Here is a 25,112-nt window from a genome sequence, read left to right on the forward strand (position 1 = left end):
GCATAAATGCGCGGCGACGAAATTCAAAAGCGTGCAGCGCGGAAGTTTTATAACTGGTACGCATTATTTAGCGGAAAGCCGGACAAGCGGGATGAGGGATTTGGTTTTGACAACACGGGTGAGAACCTCGGTTCTCAGAACGGCCGCGCTGGCGCTGATTGTTTCAACCCTTCAACTTCTTCCCCAATTCGCGACGCCGGGCCACGCCCAGATCAGCATTTGGGATCAGCTGCAGGGACCGAGCTACGGTCGCGGCGCAAGCGACCCGCCTCCGCCGGTAAAGGCCGATACCCTTGACGATCTGCGGCCCGACGCAACGCCCTGGCGTAGCGATGTCATGCTGAACGCCGTCGCTGCTGCGATTGAGCGTTATCAGAAGATCGTCGATAGCGGCGGCTGGCCCCTGGTTCCGCAGGGCCGCATGTTGCGCGAAGGCGACGATGATCCGCGCGTACCCATTTTGAGAAAGCGCCTCAGGATCAGCGGCGACATGCCCGCGAAGGGCTCCTATTACGATTCCGAGTCGTTCGACTCCGAATTGACCGAGGGCGTGAAGCACTTTCAAAAGCGCAACGGCCTCCGCGAGACGGGTCGCATCGAGCAGTCGGTCTATCCGGTGCTGAACATCACTGCCGAGCAACGTCTCGCGCAGCTCAAACTGAATTACGATCGTCTTCGCGGCCTCATGAACGGCGTCGAAGAGCGCTATGTGCTGGTCAACGTTCCCGCGTTCCAGCTCGAAGCCGTCGACAAGTTCGAGGTGCAGCTTCGCCATCGCGTGATCGTCGGACGGCCCGGACGCGAAACACCCGACGTGCGCGCGACGATCAAGGCGCTCAATTTCTTCCCGTACTGGCGTGTCCCTGAGAGCGTCGCGACGCTGGATCTCATCCCGCGTCTGCGCAAAGAGCCGGGCTACCTCGTCGAGGAAGGCATCCGCGTCTACAACGGCGTCAACGGGCCGGAGCTCGATCGCAACACGATCGATTGGTCGTCGCCCCAGACCGCCAATTACAAGTTCAAGCAAGATCCAGGCGAGAAGAACGCCCTCGGTTTGTTGCGGTTGGACATGTCCAACCAGTACGGCGTCTACATGCACGACACGCCGATGAAGAACCTGTTCGACCAGCGCAGCCGTGCCTTCAGCGCCGGATGCGTTCGCGTAAAGAACGTCTTCGATCTTGCGGATTGGATCGCGCATTACGAGGCCGGCTGGGAACAGCCCGGCCGTGTTCGCCAGCAACTCGATAGCGGCCAGCCGATGGAGTTGAAGCTGACGCGTCCTATCCCGGTTTACTTCACCTACATCACAGCATGGGCGGAGCCTTCCACCGGCTCGGTTGAATTCCGTCCCGACATCTACGGCCGCGATGGATCCGCTATGCAGGCATCCAACCAACGCGACGCCGACGATGCGCCGCCAGCGTCCGCTGCAGCCGCTTTAGCGCCCTGATTGCCTCCCGTTAGCGAAGCAAGCTCGATCCCGGCAGGGATCGGCTTGTGACCTCGCGCAGAACGAAGCTCGAATGTAGCCGGGAGACGCCGGGGAGCCGCGAAAGCTGCTCCTTATGGATCCTCTCGAAATCCGCGAGATCTCGCGCCAGCACCGTGATCAGATAGTCGTCCTGGCCCGACATCATGTAACAGGACACGATCGACGGCGCCGCTGATGCAGCCTGTTCGAAGGCCGCAAGCAGGTCTTCATTCTGGCTCTCGAGGCTGATCTGCACGACCACCATCATCGTGAAGCCGAGCGCCTTGCGATTGATTTTGGCCTCGTACCCCTCGATCACGCCCGATTGCTCAAGGGCCCGGATGCGCCGCGCAATGGCCGTCGGCGACAAGGGGACGACCTGTGACAGCTCGACCTGGCTCTGACGGCCGTCCGCGAGCAGCGCGGTCAGAATCGCCTTATCCAGCGCGTCCATGGCTACTTCCGCCATTTTTCTGCGTCCCCTAGCCGTTTCGCGAGGATTTTCGTCGTATTTCGGTTCTATGACAATCAGAATTGCAGGGTAACGGCGTGTCTTTTGTGCCATCCTACACTGTAGAAGAGGGCAGCAGGTGAGCGGGGCGAGCCATGCGGATCGGTGTTCCAACAGAAATTAAGCCGGATGAATTTCGCGTAGGCCTTGTCCCTGGCTCCGTGCGGGAGCTCACGGCGCGCGGTCACGAAGTCATTGTTCAATCCGGCGCCGGTGCCGGCATTTTTGTCAACGACGCCATCTACGAAAGAGCGGGCGCCCGTATTGTCGCCACGGCGGAAGAAGTGTTCTCCGACGCCCAGATGATCGTGAAGGTTAAGGAGCCTCAGCCGGTCGAGTGGAAGCGTCTGAAGCCCGATCAGATCCTGTTCACCTATTTGCACCTTGCCCCGGACGCGCCCCAGGCGATCGGCCTGATGGAGTCGGGTGCCTCGGCCATCGCGTACGAGACAGTCACCGACCCGGCAGGCGGTTTGCCGCTGCTGGCGCCGATGAGCGAGGTCGCGGGCCGTCTTTCGATTGAAGCCGCGGCTGTCGCGCTTCGCCGTCCGACGGGCGGACGTGGCGTGCTGATGGGCGGCGTGCCGGGCGTGAAGCCCGCGAAGGTCGTCGTGCTCGGCGGCGGCGTCGTCGGAACGCATGCCGCGCGGATGGCCGCCGGTCTCGGAGCCGAAGTCTCCATCATCGACCGTTCGCTTCCGCGTCTTCGCCTGCTCGATGAAATGTTCGAAGGCCGCGTCCGCACGCTCGCCTCGACGATGGAGATGATTGAGAACGAGGTGCTCGCTGCCGATGTCGTGATCGGCGCCGTGCTCGTCGCCGGCGCGAGCGCTCCGAAGCTCGTCAATCGCGCGATGCTGAAGGAAATGAAGAAGGGCGCCGTTCTCGTCGATGTGTCGATCGATCAGGGTGGCTGTTTCGAAACGTCGAAGCCCACGACCCATGCCCACCCGACGTTCGAAGTCGATGGCGTCATTCACTACTGCGTCGCGAACATGCCGGGCGCCGTGCCTGTCACGTCGGCACAGGCCCTCAATAATGCAACGCTGCCATTCGTCTTGAAGCTTGCGGAAAGAGGCCTTGCAGCGTTCGATAGAGATCCCCATCTCGCAGCTGGGTTGAACGTCAAGAACGGCCGCATCATGCATCAGGCCGTCGCCGCGTCTCTGGGTTTTGACAGCCTGGAGACCAGTCGTAAAATTCGTCTCGCTGCGGAATAAATTCAAGAACCTCCGTGCCGCCGGAACCCTCACCGGTGGCCAATAAGCCGGTCGCTCCTTCCCCCCAGGAGCGGCCGGTATTTTTATGAAGAACTTGTTCTCGCAAGCGGTCTATCGGCGACGATTGATCCAACACGTGCCTTCGAAATGTCGCGAACTCACCGCATCTTTCCTCAATGATTCAGCAAGACTTGTGATCGTTTCGCGGCAAAGCGACGGATAATTCCGTGGGCCGCGTTTCTCGGGACAGGCACATCCTTTCGGTGGGAACGCATCAATGATCAAACTGAAAAAACTAATCGCATCATCGCTCGTCGCCATGACCATGACGGCAACTTTTGCTGCAACTGAGCAAGCAGCGGCAGCACCCTTCAACGCAGGCGTATCTGCCATTTCGAAAGCCGCGGGGCCTGTAACCACCGTCGGCTGGCACGGTGGCGGCTGGGGATGGGGCCCGGGAGCGCTGGTCGGTGGCATCATCGGCGGCGCGCTGATCGCATCGGCAGTTGCCGAGCATCGCGCCGATCGCAACGACATGGATCGCTGCGCACGGGATTTCCCGGAGTTCAGCTATCGGACCGGCACGTACATCGATCGCCGCGGCGTCGAGCGTGTCTGCCCATATCTTCGCTGAGTTAGCGTTCGGAACTTGGGCCCCGATACTCGCATCCGTATCTTCCGGCGGCTGCTGAGGATCAACGCCTAGTCTGACGCATTAATTCGCGTACGAAGAAAATTACGGCGCCGGATCTTATGATCCCGGCGCCGTAATTTATTCTGCTTGCATTCTGCACTTTATCATCCCGGCCGAAGCACAGCGGCGAGCCGGGATCAAAAGCTAGCGGATGCTATTTCAAACTCGGAAAATTGAACTCAGCGCCCTTACGGATGCCAGCGGGCCAGCGCGCGGTGACAGTCTTCAAGCGCGTGTAGAAGTGGACGCCTTCAGGTCCGTAGATCGCATGATCTCCGAACATCGACCGCTTCCATCCGCCGAATGAATGATAAGCGACCGGAACCGGCAGCGGCACGTTGATGCCGACCATGCCGACTTCGATGCGATCGGCAAAGGCGCGAGCCGTGTCGCCGTCGCGCGTGAAGATCGCGGTGCCGTTGCCGTATTCGTGAGTGTTGATGAGGTCGGCGGCCTCGTCATAATTCTGAGCGCGAACGACCGAAAGCACCGGCCCGAAAATCTCTTCGCGGTAGATCGACATATCCCGCGTGACGCGATCGAACAGCGTGCCGCCGAGGAAGAAGCCGTTCTCGTAGCCCTGAAGTGTCAGGCCGCGGCCATCCACGACGAGCTTCGCGCCTTCCGCCACGCCCTTGTCGATGAGGGATGTGATGCGGCGCTTCGCATCCGCCGTCACGACGGGACCCATCTCCGATTCAGCATCCGTCGCAGGACCGATTTTCAGATTGGTAACCCGTGGCGCGAGAGCTTCGACGAGCCTGTCAGCCGTCTTCTCGCCTACGGGAACCGCGACCGAGATCGCCATGCAGCGCTCGCCGGCCGAGCCGTAGCCCGCGCCCATGAGCGCATCGACGGCCTGATCCATATCGGCGTCAGGCATGACGATCATGTGGTTCTTCGCGCCGCCCAAAGCCTGCACGCGCTTTCCGTTGGCCGAGCCGCGGCCATAGATGTACTGCGCAACGGGCGTCGAGCCGACGAACGAAACGGCGGCGATATCCGGATGATCGAGGATCGCATCGACGATCGTCTTATCGCCGTGCACGATATTGAATACGCCGGGCGGCAGGCCTGCTTCCTGGAACAACTCCCAGAGCAGCATCGGCGCCGACGGATCACGCTCAGACGGCTTCAGGATGAAGGTGTTTCCGCACGCGATGGCGACGGGGAACATCCACATCGGCACCATGGCCGGGAAGTTGAACGGCGTGATGCCCGCAACGACGCCGAGCGCCTGACGATCCGACCAGCTATCGATATCCGGCCCGACGTTGCGGCTGAATTCGCCCTTCAGAAGGTGCGGAATTCCGCAGGCGAAATCGACGACATCGATGCCGCGCGCAAGTTCACCGAGCGCGTCCGCATGCGTCTTGCCGTGCTCACGCGAAATCGCCCGCGCGATCTCGTCCGAGTTCTTTTCGAGAAGTTCCTTGAATTTGAAAAGCGGCCTCACTCGCTTCATTGGCGGCGTCGTACCCCACGACTGAGCGGCAGCCTTCGCCGCCGCGACCGCCGCGTTCAGATCCTCGACGCTCGACAGCGGTAGTCGCGCCACTTCCTCGCCCGTCGCCGGATTGAAGACCGGCATCGTACGCGCGGCATGGACGGCGGCGCGCCGGCCGTTAATGGCGTTCTCGATCATATGCATGGGTATCTCGTTTCCAATTTCGTCCTGCTCGATCGCGCGAGCTTGAATGCACCGTTTCTCGTGTCCCCTCCCCAGCGGGGAGGGGTCGGGGGTGGGGAGATGAGGCGAGTGCAATGCCTGCGTTCTTCCACCGTCCGCAGAGGATCACCCCACCCCAACACCTCCCCTGGAGGGGAGGGAAAAGAGGAATGAGGCGCCGCTCTCATCAGTTCATCGACTTCAGCACCTTGGTGAAGGTGTCGAACAGCTGATCGATATCGCCCTTCGAAACGATGAGCGGCGGCGACAGCGCGATGATGTCGCCCGTCTGCCGGACGAGAATGCCTTCTTCGAACGCTTTGACGAAGCGCTCGTAAGCGCGTTTTCCAGGCTGCGCCGGATCGGGCGCGAACTCGACGGCGCCGATGAGGCCGATGTTGCGGATGTCGATGACGTGCGGCAGCCCCTTGAGCGCGTGAAGGCGCTCTTCCCAGTAGGGTGCAAGCTCGGCCGCCCGCGTCAGCAAGCCTTCGTCAGCATAGGTATCGAGAGTTCCGATGGCCGCCGCGCAGGCGACCGGATGGCCCGAATACGTGTAGCCGTGGAAGAAATCGATCATCCAATCCGGGCCGTTCATGAACGCTTCGTGGATGTGCGATTTGACGAATACCGCGCCCATCGGAACCGTGCCGTTGGTCACGCCCTTCGCCGTCGTGATGATGTCGGGCGAGATGCCGAAGTAATCCGAGCCGAACGGCACGCCCATGCGGCCGAACGCGGTGATGACCTCGTCGGCAATCAACAGAATGTCGTGCTTGCGCGCGATGGCTTCGAGACGCTTCAGATAGCCCTTCGGCGGGATGAGTACGCCAGTCGAGCAAGCGACAGGCTCGACGATGACAGCCGCGATCGTTGAAGCATCGTGAAGCGCGACGAGACGTTCGAGATCGTCCGCAAGCTCGGCGCCGTGCTCAGGCTCGCCGCGCGAGAATGCGTTGCGGGCGAGATCGTGGGTGTGGCGCAAATGATCGACGCCGGCGACGAGCGAGCCGAACATCTTGCGATTGGGACCAATTCCGCCAACCGACATGCCGCCGAAGTTGACGCCGTGATAACCGCGCTCGCGGCCAATCAAGCGCACCTTCGTGCCGTTGCCTTTGACGCGGTGATAGGCGATCGCCATCTTGAGCGCGCTCTCGACCGACTCCGAACCCGAGTTCGTGAAGAACACGTGGTCGAAACCTTCGGGCGCGAGATCGACGAGACGGGTCGCGGCTTCGAAAGCGCGCGTATGGCCCATCTGGAATGTGCCGGCAAAGTCGAGCGTTTCGACCTGCGCCTTGATGGCTTCGGCGATCTTCGGGCGGCAGTGACCGGCGTTCACGCACCAGAGACCCGACGTTCCATCAAGAACGCGCCGTCCATCGTTGGTGATGTAGTGCATGTCCTTGGCGCCGACGAAGAGACGCGGATTTGCCTTGAACTGCTTGTTTGCAGTGAAAGGCATCCAGAACGCTTCAAGATCGTTCGGTTTGATTTGGACGTTCATGGTCTCTCTATCCTTTAGATCAATTATCAAGCCGCGCGAGCGACAGCGTCGGTCAACGCCGCCTCGAATATGTCCATGCCCTCGCGAACGAGTTCGTCGCTCGCCGTGAGCGGCACGAGAAAGCGAATGACGTTACCATACGTGCCGCACGATAGCAGGATCAGGCCGCGCTCGTTGGCGGCCTTCAAAAGGGCCGCTGTCAGTTCGGGCGCGGGTTCGCCGCTCGCCTTGTCCTTGACGAGTTCGACCGCGCACATGGCGCCGAGGCCGCGCACATCGCCGATGCAATTGAGGTTCGAATTGTTCTGAAGCTCGCTGCAGCGATCCAAGATGATCCGGCCGATGGCGTTGGCGCGATCGCAAAGCTTTTCCTCTTCGATCACGTCGAGCACGGCGTGAGCGGCGGCGCACGCAATCGGATTGCCTGCGTACGTGCCGCCGAGACCGCCGGGGTTCGACGCATCCATCACATCAGCGCGACCGACGATCGCCGAAAGCGGCAGGCCGCCCGCAAGACCCTTCGCCATGGTGACGACGTCGGCTTTGACGCCATAGTGCTCCATCGCGAACATCTTGCCCGTGCGCGCGAAACCCGTCTGGATTTCATCTGCGATCAGCAGGATGCCGTGATCGTCGCAGAGCTTGCGCAGCGCGACCATGAAATCCTTCGGCACGATATTGAAGCCGCCTTCGCCCTGCACCGGTTCGATGATGATCGCGGCGATGTTCGACGGGTCGGCCGTGTGCTTGAAGAGCGACTTCAGGCTCTTCAGGCTCTGCTCGGTGCTGATGCCGTGATAGAGGTTCGGGAATTCGACGTTGTAAATGTCGGACGGAAACGGTCCGTAGCCCTTCTTGTAGGGAACGACCTTTCCGGTCAGCGCCATGCCCACGAGCGTGCGGCCGTGAAACCCGCCTGCGAAGGAGATGATCCCCGGACGGCCGGTGAACGCCCGCGCCACCTTGACGGCATTCTCGACCGCTTCCGCGCCCGTCGAGACGAGCATCGTCTTCGCCGGACCCGAAACCGGTGCGATTGCGTTCAGGCGCTCGGCGAGGCTGACGTAGTTTTCGTAGGGCGTAACCTGAAAGCAGACGTGGCTGAAGGCCTTCAGCTGCTCTTCGATCGCCGCGACGAGGCGAGGGTGCTGATGCCCGGTATTGACGACCGCGATGCCCGCGCCGAAGTCGATATAGCGCTTGCCGTCTTCGCTCCAAATCTCCGCGTTCTTCGCCTTCTTGGCGAAGATCTGCGTGACGTTGCCGACGCCTCGCGGAATTGCTGCGACACGACGGGCCTGGAGTTCGGCTGAAGTAGCCATGAGCGTTCCTTCGTATTCGACATTGAGCTGGCGTACTTGATGGCTCAGCGGAGCAATAGTCGAATTGCTCCGCCGATACTTGACTGCTAGGCGCTGATCCCGCCAAGGCAGATGAATTTTGTCTCGAGATATTCGTCGAGGCCTTCCTGCGCACCCTCGCGGCCGAGACCCGACTGCTTGATGCCGCCGAACGGCACGACCTCGTTGGAGAAGACGCCTTCGTTAACGCCGACCATGCCGGCCTCCAGCGCCTCCGCCACCCGCCACGCCCGCGACAGGTTCTGGCTGAACAGATAAGCCGCCAGCCCGAACGGGGTGTTGTTGGCGATGCGGATCGCGTCGGCTTCCGTCTCGAAGCGGAAGATCGAAGCAACCGGCCCGAAGATCTCTTCTGACGCCAGCGCCATTTTATCCGTGATGCCGGTCACGATTGTGGGCGAGAAGAAGAGCTTGCCCTGATCGGAGACGCTGCCGCCCATCTCGATCTTCGCGCCGTGCGCAACGGCATCCGAAAGGAGCGATTGCACCTTCTCGATGGCTTCCCCGTTGATCAGTGGTCCGATCGTGGATTTGGCATCCCGGCCCGGCGCAACGGTGAGCTTTCCGGCGGCTGCCTTGAGGGCGGCGACGAACTTGTCGTAGATACCGGCTTGGACGAGAATGCGGTTGGCGCAAACGCACGTCTGGCCCGCATTGCGGAACTTCGACGCCATCGTGCCTGCAATCGCCTGCTCGAGATCCGCGTCATCGAAAACGATGAGCGGCGCGTTGCCGCCAAGTTCGAGCGTGAGCTTTTTGATCGTGTCGGCCGACTGGCGATAGAGGATGCGGCCAACCTCGGTCGAGCCCGTGAACGTCAGTTTGCGAACGCGGTCGTCGGCGGTCAGAACCTTGCCGCAGCCTGGGCCATCGAGCGTCGTGATGACGTTGAACACGCCAGGCGGAACACCCGCATCGACGGCGAGCTTGGCGAGGGCGATTGCCGAAAGCGGCGTCTCTTCCGAAGGCTTGACGACGATGGTGCAACCGGCTGCGAGCGCGCAGCCGACCTTGCGCGTGATCATCGCGATGGGGAAATTCCACGGCGTGATCGCCGCGCACACGCCAATCGGCTGCTTGATCGTGACGTAGCGGCGCGAAGCGACCGTCGTCGGAATCGTATGGCCGTAAGCGCGTTTTCCTTCTTCCGCGAACCACTCGATGAAAGAGGCACCATAGACGACCTCGCCGCGCGCCTCGGTGAGAGGCTTGCCTTGCTCGGCCGTCATCAGCTGAGCGAGCGGCTCCGTCTCGGCGATGATGAGTTCGAACCAGCGCCGCAGAATTTGCGCGCGTTCCTTGGCGGGCTTGGCAGCCCAAGCCGGGAATGCCTTGGCGGCGGCATCGATGGCGCGCTTGGTATCCTCAGGCGTCAGATCCGGAACATCCGCGATCTTCTCGCCCGTCGCCGGATCGAGAACCGCGAACGTCTTCGGCGAATTAACCCACTGTCCATCGATCAGCGCGGCTGTCGGGAACGGAGTGGAGGGTTTGATATTCATTATTGTTGTCTCCGGGAACGTCAGAACGTGATCGAGACCGACTTCAGGTCGGCATACTTATGTAGAGCGTGAAGCGAGCGGTCGCGGCCGAAGCCCGATTGCTTGAAGCCCCCGAACGGCATCGTGATATCGCAGCTGTCCCAGCCGTTGACCCAGACGAGACCGGCGCGGATTTCGCGAGCCGCGCGATGAGCGAGCGAGATGTCCTTCGTCCAGAGACCGGCCGCGAGCCCATAGTTGGTATCGTTGGCGATCCGGATTGCCTCGTCCGGCTCTTTGAAGCGGGTGACGGCGAGTACGGGTCCGAAAACTTCTTCGCGTGCGATCGTGTTCTCAGGCTTCACCTGATCGAACACCGTCGGCTCGACGTAGAAGCCGCCGCTATCGGCAAGCGCACGGCGACCGCCGAGAGCGAGCGAGCCGCCCTCCTGCTTTGCCGTCTCGATGTACCGGAGTGCCGTCTTCATCTGCTCTTCACTTACCATCGCGCCAGACGCGGTCGCAGGTTCAAGAGGATCACCAGCGACGATCTTGCGAGAGACCTTTATCAACCGATCGAGGAAATCATCCGCTATAGATTCCTGCACGAGGAGACGAGACCCGGCAGTGCATACCTGCCCTGAATTATAGAAGATGCCCCAGGCAGCTTCCGTCGCCGCGCGGTCAAGATCTGGGCAATCTGCAAAGATGATGTGCGGAGACTTCCCGCCGAGTTCGAGGCTGACGCGTTTCAGATTGCTCTGTCCGGAATACTGCATCAGCAGCTTGCCGACCGCGCCCGATCCGGTGAACGCAATCATATCGACGTCGTTGTGCAGCGCGAGAGCCTTGCCTGCTTCAGCACCGAACCCGGGCACGACGTTCAGAGCGCCCGCGGGCAGCCCGGCTTCGAGCGCAAGTTCGCCAAGCTTCAACGCGGTTAAAGGCGATTGCTCGGCCGGCTTCAGAACGACGGAATTTCCCATCGCCAGTGCCGGAGCGACCTTCCACATCGCCATGTGCAGCGGAAAATTCCACGGCACGATGGCGCCGATGACGCCAAGCGGTTCGTGAACCGCGAACGAGATCCGATCCGGCGCTTCGGGTCCGACTTCGCCGTAAATCTTATCGAGCGCTTCGGCGTAATAACGAAGAGACCGGATGGAGTTCGGAATATCGCCGCCGAGCGCGTTCGAGATCGGCTTGCCGACATCGAGGCTTTCGAGAACGGCCAAGGTCTCGATATCGCGTTCCATCAGCTCCGCGAGCTTCAGAAGTGTCTTCTTTTTTTCGCGATAATGAAGCTTCCGCCACGACCCATCGTCAAACGCCCGCCGTGCGCTTTTGACGGCCGCATCGATATCGGCCGCGCCACCGCGCGCCACACGATTGAGGAGGCGTCCGTTCCGCGGCGTGATGTTATCGAACGTCTCGCCGGAAGCGCTGGCGACGAGCTTGCCATCGATGACGGCCTCGCCCGGAATCTTCATCGAGCCTGCGACCGCTTCGAAGTGTGCGAGCGATGTCATGACACTAAGCCTTATGCAACTTGAGCGTACCATTCATAGTCGAGCGATGTGACGATGCGCTCGAACGCGATCCGTTCGGTCTGCTTCAACCGATAATATACGTCCTGGAAGGGCGCGCCGAAGGCCTCCCGGACGATATTCGATGTCCGGAATTTCTCGAGCGAGTTGACCCAGGCCGTCGGCAGTCCCGCGCCCTCGAGCGCTTCGGCATTGCCCTCGGCGTGCTGGCCAGGATCGATGCCGTTCGTGATGCCGTGGCGAATGCCAGCCAGGATCGCAGCAACCACGAGGAACGGGTTGGCGTCGGCCCCGGAAACGCGATGCTCGATGCGCGTTGCAGCACCCGAGCCGTGCGGGATGCGCAGCGCAACCGTGCGGTTGTTGAAGCCCCAATGCGCCGCCATCGGCACGTAGGATTCCGGCACGTAGCGGCGATAGGCATTGGCCGATTGCGCCCAGATTGCCATGAAATCCGGCATCGATTGGCATAAACCGCCAATGGCCTGCCGGAACAGCGGCGCCATCGGATCGCCAGCGAACAGGTTCCGGCCTTGGCTGTCGACGAGACTGACGTGGATGTGCATCCCCGAGCCGGTCCAATCGTGATGCGGCTTGGCCATGAAGGTCGCGTCGAGATCGTGAGCGCGGGCCGCCGCTTTGACTGCCCGCTTGAGCAACACGCCGTCGAGCGCCGCCGACATGGCATCGCTGTGCTTCAGGTTGATCTCGAACTGCCCGGGCCCGGATTCCTGCATCACCGCATCGACGGGCAAGCCCTGCGCTTCCGCAATCCGGTAGACGTCGTCGATGAACGGACCGAGCGTGTCCATTTCCTCGAACTGGAACGTCATTGGCCGTTCGGGATCGGCGGAGAGACCGGGCGGCGTCAGCAGCGTGAAGTTGCCGTCGGCCGAGCGACGCGTGACGTAGAATTCCAGCTCCACAGCGACGACGGGCTTCTGGCCGGCAGCTGCCAATCGTTCGACCTGACCTGCGAGCACGGCGCGCGGGCACATATCGCAGAAATCGACCGGTACCATCACAGCTTGCGCATGCGTACCCGCGCCGGCGGGAACCGGCTTCAGCGTGCCGGTAAGAATGCGGAACGGAATGTCGTGGTCGCCCGTCTCCCAAAGACGGCCCGTCTCCGCGATCGAATTGCCGCGCGGATCGAGCACGTAAACCGATGCGGGGAGAAGCAATCCATTCTTCGCAGCCCCGACGAGATCTGCGCGACGAACCCGCTTGCCGCGCGCCATGCCGTTCATGTCGAACAGAATGATGTCGATCCAAGTGACTGTCGGATTGGCGTCGAGAAAGGCCGTCGCCTCTTCGATGGTAAGGAAAGTGTCGGTCGTCATGCGGCCTGTCCTTTTGCGATCATGCCTCTCGCAGCATCGCCGAAGCGACGGAACAGCGCCAGGGATTGCGGATTGGAGTGAAGTTGCCACTCAGGGTGCCATTGCACGCCGAGCGAAAACGGATGACCCGAAACGGCCCGCACGGCTTCGACCAGCCCATCCTCGGCAAACGCTTCGGCGACGAGCGGTTGCGCAAGCCGGTTGAGGCCCTGCCCATGCAATGAATTGACCATGATCTCGTCCTGTCCGAGCCACTTTCTCAGTTCGCCCTTGAGCGTAACCGGATGCCGAGCCGCGAACATGACGTCGAAGTCCTTGACCTGCGGCTCGCGATGATCGGCGTAGTTTTCCAGATTGTGAACCGCCTGATGCAGCGTGCCCCCAAGCGCCACGTTGAGTTCCTGGAAGCCCCGGCAAATCGCGAAGAGGGGCACCTTGCTCTCGACGGCCGCGCGGATGAGCGGCAACGTCACCGCGTCCCGGTCGGTATCGATGGCATGCGGGAGGATCGGCTCCTCATTGCTGTAATGCTCTGGATGGACGTTCGAGATAGCGCCCGTCAGTAGAATGCCGGACGCCACATCGAGCACGGAGGCAATGTCGGCGAGGCCCGAGCCCACCGGCACGAAGAGCGGCTGGCACTCGGAACCCTCCGCGACCGCAACGGCGTATTTCCGCACGACGACGTCCGCCACGAGGCCGCCGACGGTTTCGGTGCTGCAAGGAATAACGACGATCGGCCGGCTCATGCCGCGAGTTCTCCGCTGACGTTCGCGAGTGTCTGATCGAGTGCCTTCTGAATGACGGCACCTGCTTCTTCGAAGTGCTCTTCCGTCCAAGTCAGGGGCGGTGCGCACACCATGGTGTCGTAGACGGCCCGCATGATGAAGCCCTCGCGGAAGAAGTGATCGCGGCAGATCAGGCCGACGCGGCCCGGATCGTCGAAGCGCTTGCGCGACTTCTTATCCGCGACGAGTTCGATCGCGCCGAGCATGCCCACGGTGCGGACTTCCCCGACGAGCGGGTGATCCTTGAAGCGTGCGAAAAGCTTCGCAAGCGCCGGACCCGTCGTCTCTTTCACTTTTGGGACGAGCCGGTCGCGCTCCATGATTTCGAGGTTCTTCAATGCGACAGCGCACGCAACGGGATGACCCGAGAACGTGTACCCGTGATTGAAGTCGTCGTCCTTCGACATCAGCGCTTCGACGATCTTGTCGTCGACGAGAACGCCCGAGAGCGGAATGTATCCCGACGTCGCCGCCTTCGCGAAGGTGATGAGGTTCGGCCGAATGCCGTAGAATTCCGAGGCAAACCACGTGCCGACGCGGCCGAAACCGGTGATCACTTCGTCGGCGAGAAGCAGGATGCCGTACTTGTCGACGATGCGCTGCACTTCCGGCCAATAGGTCGAAGGCGCAATCTTGACGCCGCCTGCGCCCTGAACCGGCTCACCTGCGAATGCCGCGACATTCTCCGGTCCGCAGCGAAGAATTTCTTCCTCGATCGCGCGCGCTGCGCGAAGACCGAATGCTTCCGGCGTCTCGCCAGGGAACGAGTCCCCGTACCAGTAGGGATCCATCACATGCCGGAACCCTTCGTAAACGGGATAGCTGTGCTGATGCACGTGGCTCATGCCGCCCATCGAACCGGCAGCGATCGTCGAGCCGTGATAGGCGTTCTTGCGGCTGATGATGATGCGCCGCTTCGGTTCGCCCTTGAGCGCCCAGTAGTGACGGATGAGGCGGATCGCCGTGTCGTTCGATTCCGAGCCCGACGATCCGAAGAAGACCTGATTGATATGGGCCGGGGCGAGCTCGGCGAGCTTGCGCGACAACGCAACGACCGGCGGATGCGTCGTCTTGAAGAACGTATTGTAGAATGGCAGCTCGACCATCTGGTCATAAGCCGCTTGCGCCAGCTCCTTATTGCCGTAGCCGATGTTCGTCGTCCAAAGGCCCGCCATGCCGTCGAGGATGCGGTGGCCTTCGCTGTCGATCACGTACGGGCCTTCGCCCTTCACGATGACGCGGACGTTCTGAGCCGCCCTGAGCGACTGATGATCGGAGAAGGGATGCAGGTGGTGCTGAGCGTCGAGGTCTTGGATCTGCTTCGTCTGAAATCGGTTGGACACGGGTTTTCCCTCCAGCGGAATAGATTAGGGCCGGCTTTCGGCCGGTGCGGGTGAAAATGCTGGGAGACGTCAGTGCGGCGTATAGCCGATGCGGGCGCAGAGCTTCAGTAGCTCGCGCTTCGGATGGGGAGCGCGCTTTCCGGCTCGCGCGGTCTCGTTGCGACCGGCGGAAGCCGATGCACTATTCGATAAGATAGCCGGGAGCCGGATATCCGACGGCGCCATTACCGATGTTCCCTGGCCGCTAGCATCACGCGATGCGACACGCTCGATCACTAACGATACCGTTACTTGCGTCTTCAACGACTTGGAGAGTATTCTCTACAGTGTAGAAGTCAAGGGCCGACGGAATGACAGAGCCGAAATCCAGGGCACGCCGAGGGGTCGAGAGATCGGAAATTCTCGACGCCGCGTTTACCCTTTTCGCAGAGGTCGGCGAGCAGGGGTTCTCGATCCGCAAGCTTGCCGCCATCGTCGGTGTTGACCCGATGACGGTGCTGCATCATTTCGGCTCGAAGGAAGAACTGCTTCGCGCCATCGCCGACCACGCCTTGCGCGGGGTCGAAATACCGGAAGCGACCGCGAACTGGCAAAACGATCTCAAGGCCGTCGCCAACGCCTATCGGATGCTCGCGCACCGGCATCCGCGCGTTTTTCATCTCCACTTTCGCTACAACGCCACCGGTCCCGCCGATCACATTTCAAGTGAGGTCGTCTATTGCGCGCTGCGGCACGCCGGACTTGCCGATGCTCAAGCCGCTGGGCTTGGTCTCGCATTTTACGCGTTCGTCCTAGGCTTCGCGCTGGCCGAGGCCGAAGGCCTGCTGCGCCCAATCGGCCAAAGTGAAGAAGCGGAACTCCAAGCCCTCGATGCCGAAGCCTACAAAGCAACCCGCGCGCTTATACCCGCGCTGAAAACGCTCGACCCCGATGCCGCCTTCGACGATTCGATGAACGCTTTCATCGCGGGCGTCGCCGATCTCGCCGGGCGCCAGCCCGACCAATCCTCACCAAAGCGAAAAACTGACGTCGCTACGCACTAGCGTGCACTGCAAACGAGCGGATGATGGTCCACTGAGCACGATTTGAAGCTTGCGCAGAAAGCATCAAAAGACATTATTGGCAAAGCGACCGGGAGATCGGAGAGGGCCATGTACAGGGTGCACGCTGGCGGAACGACCTACGTATTCTCATCCCTGAAAGAACTTTTGGCTAAAGCCACGCCGCCGCGATCGGGCGACGTGCTGGCGGGCGTAGCGGCGACATCGGCCGCCGAGAACGTCGCCGCCAAGATGGCGCTCGCCGACGTGCCGCTCAAACAATTTCTCAACGAAGCGATCATTCCCTACGAGGACGACGACGTCACGCGCCTGATCGTCGATACCCATGATGCGGCGGCCTTCGCGCCCGTCTCGCATATGACGGTCGGCGAATTCCGCGATTGGCTTCTCTCGGAAAAAGCGACGCCGCTGAATGTTTCCGCGCTTGCGCCCGGACTGACGCCGGAAATGGTCGCCGCCGTCTCGAAAATCATGCGCAATCAGGATCTCGTGCTCGGCGCCAAGAAAGCGCACGTCGTGACAAGGTTCCGCAATACGATCGGCATTCCGGGCCACATGGCCGTGCGTCTACAACCCAATCATCCTACCGACGACAAGAAAGGCATCGCGGCCTCGATCGTCGATGGCCTGATGTACGGCTGCGGTGATGCGGTTATCGGCATCAATCCTGCGAGCGATAATCTGAACGCCATCACCGACCTGCTGGTGATGATGGACGACATCATTCGCCGCTTCGAGATCCCGACGCAGAGCTGCGTGCTGACCCACGTCACGACCACGATCGACGCCATCGCCAAGGGCGCGCCGGTCGATCTCGTATTCCAGTCGATTGGCGGCACGGAAGGCGTCAACTCTTCCTTCGGAGTGACGCTTGCGCACTTGAAGGAAGGTCGCGACGCCGCTCTCAGCATCAAGCGCGGCACGGTCGGCGATAACTGCATGTATTTCGAAACGGGGCAGGGATCGGCTCTCTCGGCCGATGCGCATCACGGCTGCGATCAGCAGACGATCGAAGCCCGGGCTTATGCCGTGGCGCGGCAGTTCAAGCCGCTCCTCGTCAACACCGTCGTTGGCTTCATCGGCCCCGAGTATCTTTACAACGGCAAGGAAATCATCCGCGCTGGGCTGGAGGATCATTTCTGCGGCAAGCTGCTCGGCCTGCCGATGGGTTGCGATATCTGCTACACGAACCACGCCGAGGCCGACCAGGATGACATGGACATCCTGCTGATGATGCTCGGTGCAGCAGGCGTCAACTTCATCATGGGTATCCCCGGCGCCGACGACATCATGCTGAATTACCAGTCGACGTCCTTCCACGACGCGCTCTACGTGCGCGAGGCGCTGGGCCTCAAACGCGCGCCGGAGTTCGAGGCATGGCTCGCCCGCATCGGTGTGACGGACGCGAGCGGCCACCTCGCACCGCACGGTCCCGGCAATCCTCTTCTCTCGCACGCACAGGCGCTGGCGGCATGACCATGACAGAAGATCCCTGGGCAAATCTGAAGCGGTTCACCGACGCGCGTATCGGCCTTGGCCGCTCGGGTTCCGCGATGCCGACGCGCGAAGTTTTGAACTTCGCTCTCTCGCACGCCATGGCGCGCGACGCGGTGACCACGCCGATCGATTGGAACCCGATCGAAAAGGGTCTGTCGGCTTTGGGCCTCTCGACTTTGCGAATAGCAAGCGCGGCGACTGATCGCTCAGAATATTTGCGCCGTCCCGATCTCGGTCGCCGGCTGTCTGATGAATCGCGAGAGGCCCTCGTGCGCGCGTCCGAAATCGAAGGATCGGCGAAACCCGACCTCGTCATTCTCGTCGGCGACGGCCTGTCCTCTCTCGGCGTCGCGGCCAATACGCTCGCGTATATGTCGGCGTTCATGCCCTATGTCGTGAAGGCCGGCTGGAAATTATCGCCGGTACTGCTCGCCGATAATTCCCGCGTGGCGCTGGGCGATGAAGCCGGCGAGATCCTCGGCGGCAAAGCCGTCCTTGTTCTGATCGGCGAACGTCCGGGCCTGTCGTCGCCCGATAGTCTCGGAGTCTACCTAACGTTTTCGCCGCGCATCGGCATCAAGGACGCCGACCGCAACTGCATCTCGAACATTCGCCAGCGCGGACTGTCTTACGACGAAGGCACGTTCAAAACCGCGTGGCTGCTCCGCGAAGCCTTCCGCCGCGGCCTGACCGGCGTCAACCTGAAGGACGAGTCCCAGTTCCTGATTGAAGGCCAGCCCGGACCTGAGCTGATCAAGTAGCGCCATCTGTCATCTCGGCCAGAGCGATAGCGAAGAGCCGGGACCCAGGGCTAACAAACACTCCGTCATCCCGGCGAAGGCCGGGATCCAGGCAAAGTGCAGAGCATTCGCACGTGCTGTCCGCGCGGAGCGAACAGCATCTTCTGCTTGTGTTGAAGCTTGTCTGGGTGCCGACCTACGTCGGCATGACGGCGGTTGTGGCGGATTGCATGGTCCATGACCGCATTCCACCACTAGTCATCCTCGGCCGGAACGCGCCGTCGGCGCGTCGAAGGCCGGGGATCCAGCGCAAGACTCGCCGAAGGCGCGAAAGCAATAGGGAGTCTTCGACGGTTCTTGCGCTGGATCCCCGAACGCGTCGCTGCGCTCCTTGTTCGAGGATGACGGCCCCGCTGAAACGCGTCACACCGCCGTAAAGCAGTTATCGACGAACAGGTGCGCGCCGTTGACGAAGCTGGCCTCGTCGCTCGCCAGGAAGAGAGCAGCCCGCGCGACTTCTTCCGGCTCGCAGAGACGGCCCTGCTGGACGGCAAGAGCGGCGTCCGACGCGTCGACCCCGCGCTTCGACAGCTCGGCGACTTCGTGCAGGCCGTGCGGGGTCTTGACGAAGCCCGGGCAGACCGCATTGCAGCGAATGCCTCTGTCGCGATACTCGACCGCGATGGATCGCGCGAACATGTGGCAGGCGCCCTTCGACGTATTGTACGCCGTCTCCATAGGCGTTGCCGCAATAGCCGAAATCGACGACGTGCAGACGATCGATCCGCCGCCGATCTCGAGCATTCCGGGCAGAACGGCTTGCGTCATCAGATACATGCTCGTCACGTTGATGCCCATCAGCCATTCCCACTCCTTGAGCGTCGTCTCGAGGAAGGGCTTGATGATGATCGTGCCCGCGTGATTGAAGAGCACGTTGGCCTGGCCGATCGCGGACGTGACGCTCGCAACCGCAGCATTCACCTGCGCTTGATCCGCGACGTCGGCTGCCGCGAAGACAGCCTTGCCACCCTTATTGTTGATCTCGGCGACCACGGCGCGCCCGGCCTCTTCGTTGCGGTCGATCACGCCGACCGCCGCGCCCTCGGCGGCAAATAGGAGGGATGAGGCGCCACCCATGCCCGTCGCTCCGCCTGAAATGATCGCAATCTTACCCTTAAGCCGGTCTGCCATTCTCATGCTCCTGTCGAGACGTTTGGCGGGATGTGTAACAGATGCGGGCCGGATCGATTGATCCGGCCCGCACTATTTTTTGACATCAAGGACGCAGTGGGCCGTCAGCTCTTTTCGCCGACTGCCGCCTCGGCTGCTTTGATCTCAGCCGCGCGTTGCGCGATGTCCGCACCGATCGGAGGCCCCTTGAACCGGCGGTTCTCGAACAGCACCCAGATGATGAGCGACAGCACGATAAAGCCGATCGTGATTTCGAGCGCCCAATCGTTCGGAGGCTGGATGCCGATGTAGAAGATGACGGCCATCGAAATCAGTGACAGCAGGCACACGAGCTTGAAGAGGCCAGCCCCAAGATCCCACGGGCCGGGCTTCGGGAAGCTCGGGCCGCCGTACTTGAACAGCGCCAGAGCGATCGGCACTGCGAACGACAGGAACAGGAAGATGACCGTGCAGGACACGACGATCGAATAGGCTGGTGTGCCCGCGATGGTGATCGCAGACGTGAACCAGACAAACAAGGTCGCCAGCAAGGCACCGAACCAGATGGCGTTCTGAGGCACGCGGTATGTCGGGCTGACCTTCGCCAGCCAACCGGAAATTCCCGGAATGCCACCGTCGCGCGAGAAGGCGAACAGCATGCGCGAAACCGATGTCACGGTCGCCAGGCCGCAAAGCCATTGCGACACGAAGATCAGGGCGTACAACGCATTCTTGATGCCCGGCGGAACCTGCTTATCCATGGCCCAGAAGAAGACGTTCCAGCCCTGTTTTGCAGCTTCGTCCATGTTGGGGATCATCAACACGAACGCACACAGCATGATGTAGCCGAAAACACCCGACCACAGCACGGCGGAAACCATGCCCTTGGGCACCGCCATCGAGGCGTTGACGGTTTCTTCGGCCGTATGGGCCGAAGCGTCATAGCCCGTGATCGTGTAAATCGGCAGCAGCAGGCCAAGCGCGAACGCCATGCCCGTCGAGACCGCGTTCGGCCAGACGCCGTTTGCACCTTCCGTGCCCGTGTAGTTCGAAAACGTCCACAGACGCGAGATTTCGTAGCTCGGTGCAAAAATCAGACACACCACCGCCACGAGCACGGCGCCGAATAGAATGATGTAGCCCGAAAAGTCCGTGAGCTTCATCGTCAGGCCGATGCCGAGATGGTTGATGAGCGCCTGCAGGCCCGTGATCGCCGCCATGAACAGAACGCGGTGCGTCAGCGTATCTTCGATGCCGAAGTAGGGACCGAACGCGCCGAAGAAGAAGTAGAACGTGCCGACGTTAATGGCGCCCAGCACCGTGATCAGACCGAGCAGGTTGAGCCAAGCAGCAAGCCAGCCGGTGAACCGGTTGCCCAAGATAGAGCCCCAGTGATAGAGGCCGCCGGCTGTGGGATAGGCCGACGAGATTTGCGCCAGCGCCATAGCAAACACGCCGGAGATGAGAACGCCCAAAGGCCATCCCAGTCCGACCGCCGCCCCGCCCGCGCCGGCGGTCGCCTGTCCGAGCGAGTTGATACCGCCCGAAAGAATGCAGATGATGGAAAACGAAATAGCGAAGTTCGAGAACGCGTGCATGCGCCGGGAAAGTTCCTGCGCATAGCCCATCGAGTGAAGGACTTTTACGTCCTCATCGACCACTTTCGATTCGGATGACATGTATTAGTTCCCCAGAAAGTCATTCCTTTTGGGAAATCTTGGGCGACGTGACGCTTTTCGCTACTCGGAGCGTAACGGCGTCCAATTCTTCCGCTCGTAGTGTGGTGGGAAGCCCGGCAAAGGTCAATCGCTAGGCGCGGCTAAATAGTGTGCATGGTTTTCCTCGGCCGCACAGCAATTATGCGGGCCGAGGTTCGGACCAAAGGAATGTTCTTTGCGACGCAACAGGAATCCTCTGTCAGTCGCGACCAACCGCTAGGGCTCTGTCTTGACCTTGGCGACCTGATCGGTCAGCGGCTCGATGCGATAGATCGAGGCTTCGGAGCTGTCCGTCATTAGATAAATGTATCCGTCCGGAGCAACCGCGACATCGCGGATACGCCCGATTTTATGGTGCAAATAGCGTTCTTCTTTGACGACCTTGCCCGAGTCCATCCGCAGCCTGATCAGACATTCTCCAGCCAGCGTGCCAACCAGAAAGTCTCCGCGCCAGTCATCGGGCATGACGTTACCGTAGTAGGAAACGAGACTGGCCGGAGCGACCGATGGAACCCAGACGTATATCGGGTCGACCATGCCAGGAGCGGACGTCAGTTCCGAGATGACCGAGCCGTCGTAGTTCACGCCATAGGTGACGACCGGCCAGCCGTAGTTGCTGCCGCCGGTGATGAGGTTGAGTTCATCACCACCTTTTGGACCCTGCTCGATTGACCAGAGTTGTCCGTCTCCGACGTTGCCGATTAGCCCCTGCGGGTTGCGATGTCCGTAGCTATAGATCTCCGGCAGCACGTCGCTTCGGCCGACGAACGGATTGTCTTCCGGGATCGAGCCGTCGACATTGATGCGGATGATCTTGCCGCCGTCGTCGAGCAGATTTTGAGCGCGTTCTTTTTGGAAACGATCACCGATCGTCAAATAGAGAGCCTTGTCGGGTCCGAACGCTAAGCGACCGCCGATTTGATCGAGCCCGTTCGCTGCGGGCCGGCTCTCGAAAATGACCTGCTTATCGACAAGGTTCATGCCGTCGAGCACGGCGCTGGAAATTCGTATCGTTCCGGCTTCCGGCGTCCCATGCATATAGGAGAGAAACAACCGGCGATTTTTCGAGAAATCGGGGTCGACGAGAACGTCCAGAAGCCCGGAGTGGCTGCCCGAAAGAACGGTCGGCACGCCGGTGATCGCCAGCGGTAGCAGTTCATCGCCCTCAATAACGCGAAGGCGTCCGGGACGCTCGGTGACGAGAATCCGGCCATCGGGCAAGAATGCCATGGCCCAGGGGCTTTCGAGCTTGTCGGCAACTTTTCGCAGCTCAAATGGAAACTCGCCGTCCTCCATCTCGCGAACTTCGACTTGCGGCGGGAGCGAATCGATATGCGTCTCTTCGCTTCCGATTTCCGCTCGGGCAGGTTCCGGTGCGCCAAGCATGAAAGCCGCAAAGAACGCGCTTGCGAAGCCGGAACGAAGGCCGAGTTGCCGCCCGCTGGCCGATGTTACGCTATCCAAATTACCCCCATTTCCCTCGTCTTTCTGCGATCTTGAACGATTTGTGATAGATTTAAGACTATGCAGAAAATTGACGCGAGCAAGCTCAAAAAATGAATGTGCGGTTCACCTGAAAAGTCTCGTCGGTCCATAAAAATATCGTCCGACGGCCGTGTTCATCGACATCGTCTGACGAGTCGTCAGAGTGCTTCGACTTTCAAACGTCCGAGCGGGGGCACTATGCCGCGTAATCTTCAACGTGCGAGAGTGGCGGGCACGCCGACACACCCGACGCAATCTCCACGTTCTGACGAAGGGCTCCGCCGGCCCATGGATGCTGACCGATGGATTTTGGTTTGAGCCGCTTGCCACTCTCATTTCTCATCTCCGTGGCGTTGCTCGCGGCATGCCTCGCGCTGCGCATCGCAGATCCCGAACCGGTGGCGCGTCTCCGGCTCTCGGTTTTCGATTCCTACCTCCGAGCATCGCCAAGAGAGGCCAATCCGGCGTTCCCGGTGCGCATCGTTGCGATCGACGAATCCTCGCTCGCGCGCATCGGCCAATGGCCATGGCCGCGCTCCAAACTCGCGACGCTCGTATCGAAGCTCGTCTCGGCCGGAGCCGCGTCGATTACATTCGACATGGTTTTCGCCGAGCCGGACCGGCTCTCTCCAGAAGAGCTTCTCCGTTCCTTGATGGATGACGCGGGGCAGGCGACTGCCGTTGCCGAGTTGGGACGGCTTTCCTCCAACGACGCAAGGTTGGCGGCCGCGATCGAGAACGCACCGGTCATTCTCGGCGTTGCGGGAAACGCCAGCGCATCCAATAAGATTGAGCCGTACCCCGGAGCTGTTTCCTACGCGGGCGATGATCCTTTGCTCTTCGTCCACGCCTTCGCCGGCGGAGTGGAAAATCTGCCGAGCCTCACGAAGGCCGCCCGCGGGATCGGAGCGGTCAATTGGTTGCCGTCGAGCGATCAGGTCGTGCGCCGGATACCGCTTCTCGTTTCGATTGGCGGCTCGCTTTATCCCTCTCTTGCGCTCGAAGCATTTCGGGTCGGCACGAAACAATCGACCATTTTCATCAAGTCGTCGGGTGGAAGTGGCGTCGACGCTCTTGGACAAAAGACGGGGATAGAAAGCGTCCGCGTCGGCGACACGGTTCTTCCTTCCGACGGACGCGGCGAGCTGTGGCTGAAGTTCGCGCCCAGTGATCCGAAGCGCACGATATCGGCGTTGAGCATTATCGACGGAACGGTGAACGCGGACGACATAAAATCCCGGCACATCATTATCGGCGCGACCGCAACCGGCCTGCTCGACCTCAGGGCAACGCCACTTGAACCTGCTGTTCCGGGTGTCGAAATCCATGCTCAAGCTTTAGAGCAGATGCTCTCCGGTCAGCACCTCGTTCGCCCGGCCTATGCTACAGGCGCCGAGATCGCATTCCTTTTGGTCATCGGCGTGCTGGTCGCTTGGCTGATAGAACGATCAGGCGCTCTGCGTGCTGCAATTGCCGGACTGACATCGATCGCCTTCATTATCGCGCTATCGTGGTTTGCCTATTCCAACGGCGGACTGCTGTTCGATCCCGTTTATCCATCGCTCTCCGTAGCGCTGCTTTATTTCGGCGTATCGCTGACGAGCTACGTGAAATCCGAAATTGCACGCAGCGAAATCCGCTCGGCTTTCAGCCATTACGTGGCGGCGCCGTTGATCGAGGAACTCGCCAAAAATCGCGACAAGCTGAAGCTTGGCGGCGAGACGCGCGAGGTAACGCTTCTCTTTGCCGACGTTCGCGGCTTTTCGAAAATATCGGAAGGGATGCGCGCGGAAGAATTGATCCGTTTCGTCAATCGCCTCTTCACGCCCTTGACGGATGTCATCCTCGCTAATCGCGGCACCATCGATAAGTTCATGGGCGACGCGGTGATGGCATTTTGGAATGCGCCGCTGCTCGACTCCGAGCACTCAGCCAACGCCTGCCGCACGGCGCTGGCCATGCTTGATGCCCTTGTCAGTCTGAACGCCAGCTTGAAAGCCGAATCCGAAGCGGCGGGCTTGCCGTTTTCGCCCGTGCGAATGGGCATCGGCTTGAACACGGGAGAATGCGTCGTCGGCAACGTCGGCTCGCCACAGCGCTTCGACTACTCCGTTCTCGGCGACGTCGTGAATGTTGCAGCCCGCTTCGAGGAGGCGACGAAAACATTCGGAGCCCGCATCGTCGCCGGTGAACGAACGGCAGCTGAGGCCAGCCAATTCGCGTTTTTGGAGCTTGGCTCCGTTACGCCGCGCGGCAAAGGTCGGGCCGAAAATGTCTTCGCGTTGGTGGGCGACGAGACGTACGCGGCTTCCGATGATTTTCTAAATGTTCGCCGCGCGCATGTCGCGTTTCTAGCCGCTCGTCAGTCGGGCGATGCTGTCCGGACGGAGGAAGCTCTCGCAGCCTGCATGCGCATCGCGCCTGAAGATATGCTGACGTTCTATCGCACCATCGCGACCGAGAAAGTTCGACCTGAAGCGTTGAACGGATAGAGGGCGCG

The 25,112-nt window shown here is 61.0% G+C and carries 20 protein-coding genes; 7 read left to right on the top strand and 13 right to left on the bottom strand.

The genetic code is table 11. The features are described from left to right. The first annotated feature begins 106 nt into the window (after positions 1-106). Positions 107-1,453 (top strand): L,D-transpeptidase family protein, encoded by a 1,347-nt coding sequence (locus tag G359_RS08090; protein WP_245279962.1) that lies wholly within the window; start codon positions 107-109, stop codon positions 1,451-1,453. A gap of 10 nt (positions 1,454-1,463) precedes the next feature. On the opposite strand, the gene G359_RS08095 is transcribed toward G359_RS08090, so the two are convergent. Continuing rightward, entirely contained in the window at positions 1,464-1,943 is a 480-nt protein-coding gene (locus G359_RS08095; RefSeq protein ID WP_045835699.1) for an Lrp/AsnC family transcriptional regulator, read from the bottom strand. A 137-nt stretch (positions 1,944-2,080) separates the two neighbouring features. On the opposite strand from G359_RS08095, the gene ald reads away from it, so the two are divergent. Next, positions 2,081-3,205, top strand: coding sequence for an alanine dehydrogenase (ald, locus tag G359_RS08100; protein ID WP_045835700.1), 1,125 nt, complete (start codon positions 2,081-2,083; stop codon positions 3,203-3,205). A 277-nt stretch (positions 3,206-3,482) separates the two neighbouring features. Continuing rightward, entirely contained in the window at positions 3,483-3,839 is a 357-nt protein-coding gene (locus G359_RS08105; RefSeq protein ID WP_045835701.1) for a hypothetical protein, read from the top strand. Between the two features lie 214 nt (positions 3,840-4,053). On the opposite strand, the gene G359_RS08110 is transcribed toward G359_RS08105, so the two are convergent. From G359_RS08110 to G359_RS20405, 9 genes are all read right to left on the bottom strand, one after another. Then, positions 4,054-5,550, bottom strand: coding sequence for a CoA-acylating methylmalonate-semialdehyde dehydrogenase (locus tag G359_RS08110; protein ID WP_045835702.1), 1,497 nt, complete (start codon positions 5,548-5,550; stop codon positions 4,054-4,056). A gap of 205 nt (positions 5,551-5,755) precedes the next feature. Next, entirely contained in the window at positions 5,756-7,078 is a 1,323-nt protein-coding gene (locus tag G359_RS08115) for an omega-aminotransferase AptA (RefSeq protein ID WP_045835703.1), read from the bottom strand. Positions 7,079-7,104: 26 nt separating this feature from the next. After that, positions 7,105-8,400, bottom strand: a complete 1,296-nt coding sequence (gene gabT, locus G359_RS08120; protein WP_045835704.1) for a 4-aminobutyrate--2-oxoglutarate transaminase — start codon at positions 8,398-8,400, stop codon at positions 7,105-7,107. Positions 8,401-8,486: 86 nt separating this feature from the next. Then, positions 8,487-9,941, bottom strand: a complete 1,455-nt coding sequence (locus G359_RS08125) for an NAD-dependent succinate-semialdehyde dehydrogenase (protein ID WP_045835705.1) — start codon at positions 9,939-9,941, stop codon at positions 8,487-8,489. A gap of 20 nt (positions 9,942-9,961) precedes the next feature. Next, positions 9,962-11,449: an aldehyde dehydrogenase gene (locus G359_RS08130; RefSeq protein WP_045835706.1), complete on the bottom strand. Its 1,488-nt coding sequence runs from the start codon at positions 11,447-11,449 to the stop codon at positions 9,962-9,964. Between the two features lie 11 nt (positions 11,450-11,460). Further along, on the bottom strand, positions 11,461-12,810 hold the full coding sequence (locus G359_RS08135; protein ID WP_052699259.1) for a glutamine synthetase family protein: 1,350 nt from the start codon (positions 12,808-12,810) through the stop codon (positions 11,461-11,463). Next, positions 12,807-13,559 (bottom strand): gamma-glutamyl-gamma-aminobutyrate hydrolase family protein, encoded by a 753-nt coding sequence (locus G359_RS08140; protein ID WP_045835707.1) that lies wholly within the window; start codon positions 13,557-13,559, stop codon positions 12,807-12,809. Before G359_RS08140 ends, G359_RS08135 begins: the two co-directional genes overlap by 4 nt. After that, positions 13,556-14,941, bottom strand: coding sequence for an aspartate aminotransferase family protein (locus tag G359_RS08145; protein WP_045835708.1), 1,386 nt, complete (start codon positions 14,939-14,941; stop codon positions 13,556-13,558). The genes G359_RS08140 and G359_RS08145 overlap by 4 nt, the downstream gene beginning before the upstream one ends. Before the next feature lie 69 nt (positions 14,942-15,010). Continuing rightward, positions 15,011-15,166, bottom strand: a complete 156-nt coding sequence (locus G359_RS20405; RefSeq protein WP_156150709.1) for a hypothetical protein — start codon at positions 15,164-15,166, stop codon at positions 15,011-15,013. A 125-nt stretch (positions 15,167-15,291) separates the two neighbouring features. Here G359_RS20405 and G359_RS08150 point away from each other — a divergent pair, with 125 nt between their 5' ends. The 3 genes from G359_RS08150 to eutC all read left to right on the top strand — a co-directional run bounded on the left by G359_RS08150 (position 15,292) and on the right by eutC (position 18,260). Beyond that, on the top strand, positions 15,292-15,984 hold the full coding sequence (locus G359_RS08150) for a TetR/AcrR family transcriptional regulator (protein ID WP_045835709.1): 693 nt from the start codon (positions 15,292-15,294) through the stop codon (positions 15,982-15,984). A gap of 108 nt (positions 15,985-16,092) precedes the next feature. Beyond that, positions 16,093-17,478 (top strand): ethanolamine ammonia-lyase subunit EutB, encoded by a 1,386-nt coding sequence (locus G359_RS08155; protein ID WP_045835710.1) that lies wholly within the window; start codon positions 16,093-16,095, stop codon positions 17,476-17,478. A gap of 2 nt (positions 17,479-17,480) precedes the next feature. Beyond that, positions 17,481-18,260, top strand: a complete 780-nt coding sequence (eutC, locus tag G359_RS08160; RefSeq protein ID WP_082072872.1) for an ethanolamine ammonia-lyase subunit EutC — start codon at positions 17,481-17,483, stop codon at positions 18,258-18,260. A 402-nt stretch (positions 18,261-18,662) separates the two neighbouring features. On the opposite strand, the gene G359_RS08165 is transcribed toward eutC, so the two are convergent. The 3 genes from G359_RS08165 to G359_RS08175 all read right to left on the bottom strand — a co-directional run bounded on the left by G359_RS08165 (position 18,663) and on the right by G359_RS08175 (position 22,591). Continuing rightward, entirely contained in the window at positions 18,663-19,430 is a 768-nt protein-coding gene (locus G359_RS08165; RefSeq protein WP_045835712.1) for an SDR family NAD(P)-dependent oxidoreductase, read from the bottom strand. A gap of 104 nt (positions 19,431-19,534) precedes the next feature. Next, positions 19,535-21,088 carry an amino acid permease gene (locus G359_RS08170; protein ID WP_045835713.1) on the bottom strand — a complete coding sequence of 518 codons (1,554 nt, stop codon included), beginning with the start codon at positions 21,086-21,088 and terminating at the stop codon, positions 19,535-19,537. Positions 21,089-21,343: 255 nt separating this feature from the next. Further along, positions 21,344-22,591, bottom strand: a complete 1,248-nt coding sequence (locus G359_RS08175; protein ID WP_052699260.1) for a PQQ-dependent sugar dehydrogenase — start codon at positions 22,589-22,591, stop codon at positions 21,344-21,346. Positions 22,592-22,914: 323 nt separating this feature from the next. Between G359_RS08175 and G359_RS08180 the strand changes: the two genes are divergently transcribed. Next, positions 22,915-25,104, top strand: coding sequence for a CHASE2 domain-containing protein (locus G359_RS08180; protein ID WP_045835714.1), 2,190 nt, complete (start codon positions 22,915-22,917; stop codon positions 25,102-25,104). Positions 25,105-25,112 lie beyond the last annotated feature (8 nt).

The sequence above is a fragment of the Hyphomicrobium sp. 99 genome, from assembly GCF_000384335.2.
Classification (GTDB): Bacteria; Pseudomonadota; Alphaproteobacteria; order Rhizobiales; family Hyphomicrobiaceae; genus Hyphomicrobium_B.

Coding starts and splice junctions, on each gene's coding strand:
- G359_RS08130 (WP_045835706.1), bottom strand. CDS start 11,449: ATGACATCGCTCGCACACTTCGAAGCGGTCGCAGGCTCGATGAAGATT.
- G359_RS08095 (WP_045835699.1), bottom strand. CDS start 1,943: ATGGCGGAAGTAGCCATGGACGCGCTGGATAAGGCGATTCTGACCGCG.
- G359_RS08105 (WP_045835701.1), top strand. CDS start 3,483: ATGATCAAACTGAAAAAACTAATCGCATCATCGCTCGTCGCCATGACC.
- G359_RS08110 (WP_045835702.1), bottom strand. CDS start 5,550: ATGCATATGATCGAGAACGCCATTAACGGCCGGCGCGCCGCCGTCCAT.
- G359_RS08135 (WP_052699259.1), bottom strand. CDS start 12,810: ATGACGACCGACACTTTCCTTACCATCGAAGAGGCGACGGCCTTTCTC.
- ald (WP_045835700.1), top strand. CDS start 2,081: ATGCGGATCGGTGTTCCAACAGAAATTAAGCCGGATGAATTTCGCGTA.
- G359_RS08155 (WP_045835710.1), top strand. CDS start 16,093: ATGTACAGGGTGCACGCTGGCGGAACGACCTACGTATTCTCATCCCTG.
- G359_RS08165 (WP_045835712.1), bottom strand. CDS start 19,430: ATGGCAGACCGGCTTAAGGGTAAGATTGCGATCATTTCAGGCGGAGCG.
- G359_RS20405 (WP_156150709.1), bottom strand. CDS start 15,166: ATGGCGCCGTCGGATATCCGGCTCCCGGCTATCTTATCGAATAGTGCA.
- G359_RS08115 (WP_045835703.1), bottom strand. CDS start 7,078: ATGAACGTCCAAATCAAACCGAACGATCTTGAAGCGTTCTGGATGCCT.
- G359_RS08180 (WP_045835714.1), top strand. CDS start 22,915: ATGGATTTTGGTTTGAGCCGCTTGCCACTCTCATTTCTCATCTCCGTG.
- G359_RS08140 (WP_045835707.1), bottom strand. CDS start 13,559: ATGAGCCGGCCGATCGTCGTTATTCCTTGCAGCACCGAAACCGTCGGC.
- G359_RS08170 (WP_045835713.1), bottom strand. CDS start 21,088: ATGTCATCCGAATCGAAAGTGGTCGATGAGGACGTAAAAGTCCTTCAC.
- G359_RS08150 (WP_045835709.1), top strand. CDS start 15,292: ATGACAGAGCCGAAATCCAGGGCACGCCGAGGGGTCGAGAGATCGGAA.
- eutC (WP_082072872.1), top strand. CDS start 17,481: ATGACAGAAGATCCCTGGGCAAATCTGAAGCGGTTCACCGACGCGCGT.
- G359_RS08125 (WP_045835705.1), bottom strand. CDS start 9,941: ATGAATATCAAACCCTCCACTCCGTTCCCGACAGCCGCGCTGATCGAT.
- gabT (WP_045835704.1), bottom strand. CDS start 8,400: ATGGCTACTTCAGCCGAACTCCAGGCCCGTCGTGTCGCAGCAATTCCG.